8 protein-coding genes are annotated in these 6,157 nt (G+C 74.6%); 3 read left to right on the forward strand and 5 right to left on the reverse strand.

The annotated features are described in order from the left end of the window. Positions 1-33: 33 nt before the first annotated feature. Positions 34-417, forward strand: a complete 384-nt coding sequence (locus ACZ6ZR_RS07710; RefSeq protein WP_465640430.1) for a PPOX class F420-dependent oxidoreductase — start codon at positions 34-36, stop codon at positions 415-417. A gap of 24 nt (positions 418-441) precedes the next feature. Here the strand turns inward: ACZ6ZR_RS07710 and ACZ6ZR_RS07715 are convergent, their stop codons facing one another. The 4 genes from ACZ6ZR_RS07715 to ACZ6ZR_RS07730 form a co-directional block, all read right to left on the reverse strand. Further along, entirely contained in the window at positions 442-1,065 is a 624-nt protein-coding gene (locus ACZ6ZR_RS07715; protein ID WP_465640431.1) for a restriction endonuclease, read from the reverse strand. A 91-nt stretch (positions 1,066-1,156) separates the two neighbouring features. Next, entirely contained in the window at positions 1,157-1,996 is an 840-nt protein-coding gene (locus ACZ6ZR_RS07720) for a class I SAM-dependent methyltransferase (RefSeq protein ID WP_465640433.1), read from the reverse strand. A gap of 158 nt (positions 1,997-2,154) precedes the next feature. Next, a complete protein-coding gene (locus ACZ6ZR_RS07725) occupies positions 2,155-2,607 on the reverse strand; it encodes a MarR family winged helix-turn-helix transcriptional regulator (protein WP_465640434.1) in 453 nt (150 codons plus the stop codon). 140 nt (positions 2,608-2,747) lie between these two features. Then, positions 2,748-3,542, reverse strand: coding sequence for an SGNH/GDSL hydrolase family protein (locus ACZ6ZR_RS07730; RefSeq protein ID WP_465640436.1), 795 nt, complete (start codon positions 3,540-3,542; stop codon positions 2,748-2,750). 93 nt (positions 3,543-3,635) lie between these two features. Between ACZ6ZR_RS07730 and ACZ6ZR_RS07735 the strand changes: the two genes are divergently transcribed. Then, positions 3,636-4,514: a GNAT family N-acetyltransferase gene (locus tag ACZ6ZR_RS07735; RefSeq protein WP_465640437.1), complete on the forward strand. Its 879-nt coding sequence runs from the start codon at positions 3,636-3,638 to the stop codon at positions 4,512-4,514. A 46-nt stretch (positions 4,515-4,560) separates the two neighbouring features. Here ACZ6ZR_RS07735 and ACZ6ZR_RS07740 read toward each other — a convergent pair whose 3' ends face one another. Further along, on the reverse strand, positions 4,561-5,013 hold the full coding sequence (locus ACZ6ZR_RS07740) for a DUF3291 domain-containing protein (protein ID WP_465640439.1): 453 nt from the start codon (positions 5,011-5,013) through the stop codon (positions 4,561-4,563). Between the two features lie 119 nt (positions 5,014-5,132). Between ACZ6ZR_RS07740 and ACZ6ZR_RS07745 the strand changes: the two genes are divergently transcribed. Then, positions 5,133-6,002 carry a hypothetical protein gene (locus ACZ6ZR_RS07745; protein WP_465640441.1) on the forward strand — a complete coding sequence of 290 codons (870 nt, stop codon included), beginning with the start codon at positions 5,133-5,135 and terminating at the stop codon, positions 6,000-6,002. The last annotated feature ends 155 nt before the right edge of the window (positions 6,003-6,157 follow it).

The raw sequence follows: 6,157 nt of genomic DNA on the forward strand, positions 1-6,157 counted from the left end.
CCCCAGCTCAGGGGCCGCGCCTAGACTCCCGGCATGAGCACCCAGTCGATCGACCAACTCGCCGAGGGCAAGTACCTGTTGGTGACCACCTTCAAGCGGGACGGCTCCGGCGTGCCGACGCCCGTGTGGGTGGTCCGGGACGGTGACGCGCTGGGCATCTGGACGGTGGCGGACTCCTGGAAGGTCAAGCGGATCCGCAACCGCGCCGACGTCCTGGTCGGCCCCTGCGACGTCCGCGGCAATCCGAGCGGCAAGCAGGTCCCGGGCCGGGCCGAGATCCTGGACGCCACCGCGGCCCACGCGTACCGCGCCCTGCTGAACCGCAAGTACGGCCTGGTCGGCCGCCTCACCGTGCTCGGCAGCCGGCTGCGCCGCGGCCACACCGGCACGGTGGCGATCCGCATCACCCTGGACTGACCCGGCCCGGGCGCGGCAGCGCGGTCAGGCCCAGGGCGCGGGGCCGCTGCGGTCGGCCCAGAGGGAGAGGGCGCGCTGGTCGACGGCGCGGACGCCGGCCTCGGCGCAGCGGGCGGCGGCGGTCTCGGTGAAGCGGCCGGTCGTCACCAGGGCGGCGGGGCGGCCGTGCCGGTCCTCCGTCAGCCGCGTCACCTCGGCGGAGCCGACCGGGGAGCGGGGTTCGTGCCGTGCGACGCCGAGCCGCAGCCGGCGCCCGTCGGGGGTGGTGGCGAGGACCCCGGCCGGGCCGGTGGTGGCGACCTCGGTGCAGCCGTCGCGGCGGCACAGCTCGGCGAGGGCCCGCGCGAACTCCTCCGGGCCCATCGCCAGGAACCTCCCGCCGTGCCTCAACTGCGCCATCCGCGCGACGAATTCACGTCGCCGCGCGAGCACCCGCAGCCGCGCGGTGACCGCCCCGGCCGCCCCGCCCACGGCCAACAGCAGGGCGAGCAGCGGAAGTTGACGGGCCAGCCAGCTGACCGCCAGCGAGACCACCAGCACCGCGGCGACCGCGGCCGTCATCAGCACCAGCACACCGTCCCGCTGCGGCCCGGCCTCCCCCGCCCCGGCCTCCCCGGTCCCCGCTCCCGCCGGTCCTGCACGGCCCACGCTCTCCCCCTCACACCGCTCCGTCCGGAGATCGTAGGCCTCCGGGCCTCCGGACCGTGCGGGGCCCCACCGTTCCGCACCCGAAGGAGGGTCAGCCCGTCCGCTCCGGACGCCGCCCCACCGTCAGCAGGTGGCCGCTGACGCCGAGCAGGGAGGGCTCGGACTCGGTGTGGCGCATCGCGTCCAGCACCACCGCCCGCCGCTCCTCGTCGTCCAACCAGGCGTCCACCCCGCCCATCAGCCACGCCGTGCCCTCCACGCCGTACTGCCCTCCCGGCGTCAGCCCGGCCTCCTCGAACTCGCCCGGCACCTCGGCGGGCCGGTGGAAGTAGGCGGTGGTGAAGGTGGGCTGCTCGCCGGTGGGCCGCAGGTGGCCGTCGGCCATCGCGGCCTCCAGCTGCGGGCGGCGGGCCGGTTCGAAGTAGAGCTCCTTGGCGAGCATGTCGTGCAGGCCCGCGAAGCGGTTGATGGTCGCGGCCACCACCAGCCCGCCCGGGCGGACCACCCGCCGGGCCTCGGCCAGCGCCCGCACCCGGTCCTGCCGCTCCGTCAGGTGGTAGAGCGGGCCGAGCAGCAGCACCGCGTCCACCGAGGCGTCCGGCAGGTCCAGCTCCCGGGCGTCGCCGGTCCGGGCGGTCACGCCCGGCCGCAGCCGGGCCTGCTCCACGTGCAGCGGCACCGGGTCGAGCAGTTCGACCTGGTGGCCGAGCCCGGCCAGCCAGCCGGCGTACCGGCCGCTGCCGCCGCCCACGTCCAGCACCCGCGCGGGGGCGGGCGGGAGCAGGCGCAGCAGCACGTCCCTGGTCCGCAGCTCCTCCAGGCGGTTGGCGCCGCCGCGGTCCAGGCGGCCGTCCTCCCCGCCCCGTTCGTAGTACTCCAACACCTCGGGCCGTAGCTCCGGGACCGTCCGCACCGTGTCATCCGTCGTCATCCCGGCACTCTTCCCCGGCCGACGGTGCGCCCGCAAACCCATAACGCTCCGTCACCGGCTCCCGGGCGGCCCGGCCCTCCCGCCCGGCTCCCCCGATGGGCCGGGCAAAGAATCAACACCTCGTCAGGTGCGGGTGTCCCCCACGGGTGCGGAGGGTGTCACCACGTCGGGCGGAGCTGGCCGACGGGGGCCAGCAGGTTGAGGTCCTCGTGGAGCTCGCGCAGGCGGCGCCTGCCGAGGGCGACGGCCCAGGGGCGGACGGCATCGGAGGTCGCGGCCTCGGTCGCGCGGGTGCACTCCCAGCCGAGATCGGTCAGGACGATCAGCTTGGCGCGGGCGTCGCTCGGGTGTGGATGTCGTTCTACGTACCCCTTCCTGACCAGGTCATCGACCATCTGACTGGCCGCCTGCTTGGTGACGCCCAGGTGGACAGCCAGCTCGTTGACGGTGGCGCCGCCCGGAGCGATCCGGGCGAACGCGAAGCCGTGGGCCGGACGGAGGTCGGTGAAGCCCCGGTCGCGCACTCCGGTGTCGATGGCGTGCACCAACTCGGAGGCCAGGGCTATCAGCAGCGGTGGGAGACTCTGGGCGATGGTTTCGGGCTCGCTCATACCGGGAGTGTGCCAGTCCCTTTTCTCCGATGGTCAAGTGAACTGACCAGTTGGACAAGCCACTTGACCAATGCCGAGGGCCCCCGCGGCGGCTGCGGCGGGGGCCCTCGACTGCTCAGCGTCGCGGGGTGGGGTGAGCGTCAGCCCTCGTACGGCAGCAGTTCCGCGCGCTTGGGCGGCCGGCCGTCGCCGGAGGAGCGGCCGGTGAGGCGGCGGCCGATCCACGGGCCGAGGTGGGTGCGGAGCCATCGCAGGTCCGAACCGGCCTTGGCGGCGCGGGTACGCGGCGGGGCGGGCGGCAGCGGGGCGCGCCAGTCGAACGGGGCCGGGCGGCCGAGGGCCTCCAACACCGCGACGGCGACCCGCCGGTGGCCCTCCGGGGAGAGGTGGAGGCGGTCCTCGTCCCAGAGGCGGCGGTCGTCGAAGCAGGGGGCGGAGAAGAGGTCGACCACCCGCAGCCGGGGATTCTGCTTGGCCAGGCCCTCGACGTAGGCCTTCATCTCCAGGATCGCCGGCAGCAGCCGCGCGCTGCCGCCCAGCCGCCTGGTCGGGTCGGTGCTGGTGAACATCACCACCGTGCCGCCGCCCGCGAGCAGCCGCTCCGCCGATTCGCCGAGCAGCCGCCTCACCAGCCCGATGTCGCACCCCGGCCGCAGCACGTCGTTCAACCCACCCGCCAGGGTGACCAGTTCGGCCCCCATCGCGGCGGCCGGGGCGAGCTGTTCGTCCCGGATCTGCCCGATCAGCTTGCCCCGCACCGCGAGGTTGGCGTAGCGGAAGTCCGGCCCGCTCTCGGCCGCGAGCGCCCGGGCGACCCGGTCGGCCCAGCCGAGGTAGTGGCCGTCGGGGAGCAGCTCGTCACACATGCCCTCGGTGAAGGAGTCCCCGACGGCGACGTAGCTGCGGTACGTGGTGATGGCGGTCTGGTTCGTCATGGCAGCACGATCGTACGCGCAGCGCCGCCGCCCGCCACGACCGGCCGGGGTAACCCGGTGGCGGCACCGGCGGACGGCTGCTTTCATTCGCCAGTGACCGATGACCTGAACAGCACCGATACCAGCGCTGACCACAACACCGACTCGACCACCGCCCTCCTGCTCGACCGGCTGGAGCGGTACTACGACGCCGTCCCGCGCAGCGCCGCCCGCGTCGAGGACTTCGGCCCGCTCTCGCTCTTCCTGCGCAACGGCCCGGGCTTCCCCTACTACGCCCGCCCGACGCTCGGCTGGACCGGGCCCGGGGTCACCGCCGAGGACGTCGAGCGGGTGCGCGCCCGGCAGCGCGAGGCGGAGGTGCCGGAGGCCTTCGAGTGGGTGGCCGAGACCACCCCGGGGCTGCGCGCGGCGGTCGAGGCCACCGGGCTCACGGCGCACGGCCACCCGTTGATGGTGCTCGCCGATTCCGACGTGGACGCGGGCGGGGCCGAGTTCCCGGCGGCCGAGGTCACCGTCCGGGTGGTCGGCGCGGAGGACCCGGCGCTGGCCGAGGCCCTCGCCGTGGCCTACCTCTCCTTCGGCGAGCCGGGCACCGCCATCGGCACCGCCGGCCCGGCCGAACTGGCCGCGATGACCGCCCAGTTGAGCGCCGACGGGACGGCTGCCCGGACCGCCGGGCGGATCCGGGACGGCCTCACCGTGGTGGCCGCCGCGTTCGGCCCTGACGGCACCGCGCTCTGCGGCGGCCAGCACCAACCCGTGGGCGAGGTCACCGAGTTGGTCGGCATCGGCACCCTCCCGAGCGCCCGCCGCCAGGGCCTCGGGTTCGCCGTCACCGCCGCCCTGGTGGCCGACGCCCGCGCCCGTGGCGTCCGGACGGTCTTCCTCTCCGCCGGCGACGAGGACGTGGCCCGGATCTACGGCCGGGTCGGCTTCCGCACCGTCGGCACCGCCCTGATCGCCGAGGCCTGACACGCCTGAGCGGGGCCGCACTCGATCCGCGGGTGCGGCCCCGCCGTCAGCCCCCCGGCGCCGGGAAGGTCTCCCGCATGGTGAACACCTCCGGCCCCGCCCCGTCCGCCCTCAGCTTGCGCAGCTTGGCCTCCGCCTCGGCCACCGTCGGCTCGTGCCCGGCCGGCACCCACCAGAGCGCGGTCATCGCCTCGCTCGCCCGGGAGAACCACTCCCGGCGCCGCCGCAGCACCGCGATGTGCCCGGGGCTGTAGACGTACGCCTCCAGCGCGTCCGGGTCCCGCCAGACCGACATGTTGACGATCAGCCACTCGTCGTCGAAGATCACCTTCTCCCCGGCGGTGGCCGGCTCGGTGTACCGCCACACGAAGCCGTCGGCCTCCTCCGCGAGCCGGTTGACCGGGTCGAGCGCCTCGACGAAGTCCACGAGTTCGGGGCCGTCGAGGGGGAACATCAGGCGGGCTATGTTGATCTGGGCGAGCTGGTGAGTGACCGTCATGCGCGGACCCTAGCCCCCACGACCTGCACGTCCCACCGATTTCCACCCACCGGACACCCGCCCGGACACCCCACCGGAAACCCCTGGACCGCTCCCCCGCCCTGCCCCACTCTGGAGCCATGGGAGACAGGGCCACGATCGTCGTGATCCGCGCGGACGGCAGCCACGAGCTGTACCGGACCGGCTGGGCGGTCGGGATGGACCTCGACCTCCTGGCGGGGCCCACCCCGCTGCTCACCTCCCTCCCCGACCTGAAGCAGGACGGCTGGTGGCTGGACGAGGTGCACGCCCAGGGCGGAGCGGTGGTCGACCTGGCCCGGAAGGTGCTGGCCCTGTTCGTCTGGGAGGGACCCAGCGCCGAACTCCGCCACCGCGCGGTCACGTTGGACCTGCTCGCCGAGGCCTGGCCCGGCTGGGAGATCCGCTGGCTGTACGAGGGCCAGGCCGCCGTGCTCGCGTACGCCGGCCTCGACCCGGCCGGGTCCCACCGCGAGGACCACCACCCCTCCCCGGAGACGCTGCTGGCCCCGGGTGACGAGGACCTGGGCCGGGAAGACCCGGGCGGCGTGGTGATCACGCTGGCCGACGGCCGGTCCCACGTCACCAGCGACGTCGCCGACCATCCGCTCCGCGAGGGCCTCGCCCTCCTCGACCGCCTGGCTGGCGCGCCCGACCACGGCGCGCTCCACCTGCACGCCGCCTCGGGCATTCACCTCGACCCGGACCGACGCCGACTGGGCTGGTGGTGCACGTACTTCACCCCGCAGGCGCACCGGATACCCACACTCTGGCCCGGCTGGACGGTGGAGTTCTGGCAGGACGACCGGCAGCGCCACGTCCGGGCCTCCGGCGGGCTGTTCTCCCCGGCCCCCTTCGACCCGGACGAGGCCCGCGCGGCAGTGTGGGCCCGGGCCGAGGAGCGCCGCGCCGCACGGGCTCGCCACCGTCTGCTGGTGGCGAGCCACACTGGGCAGCACTCCTCTTCTTGAGCCGCGTCCCGTCCGGGTGAGCGGGTGCGTCAGCTCCGGTGAGGTGTCCACACGTTCGGATGAACGGAGCCCATCGAGCTCTTCGTTCACCAACTGTTCCTGCTATCAATTGCCTTGACCTGGGCCTGACCTGGGCGATCACCGCGGTCGCGCGC

Source organism: Kitasatospora sp. NPDC088742, from assembly GCF_055584905.1.

Bases quoted from the DNA above. Each gene is read 5' to 3' on its own strand.
- ACZ6ZR_RS07710 (WP_465640430.1), top strand. From the start codon at position 34: ATGAGCACCCAGTCGATCGACCAACTCGCCGAGGGCAAGTACCTGTTG.
- ACZ6ZR_RS07720 (WP_465640433.1), bottom strand. From the start codon at position 1,996: ATGACGACGGATGACACGGTGCGGACGGTCCCGGAGCTACGGCCCGAG.
- ACZ6ZR_RS07725 (WP_465640434.1), bottom strand. From the start codon at position 2,607: ATGAGCGAGCCCGAAACCATCGCCCAGAGTCTCCCACCGCTGCTGATA.
- ACZ6ZR_RS07730 (WP_465640436.1), bottom strand. From the start codon at position 3,542: ATGACGAACCAGACCGCCATCACCACGTACCGCAGCTACGTCGCCGTC.
- ACZ6ZR_RS07740 (WP_465640439.1), bottom strand. From the start codon at position 5,013: ATGACGGTCACTCACCAGCTCGCCCAGATCAACATAGCCCGCCTGATG.
- ACZ6ZR_RS07745 (WP_465640441.1), top strand. From the start codon at position 5,133: ATGGGAGACAGGGCCACGATCGTCGTGATCCGCGCGGACGGCAGCCAC.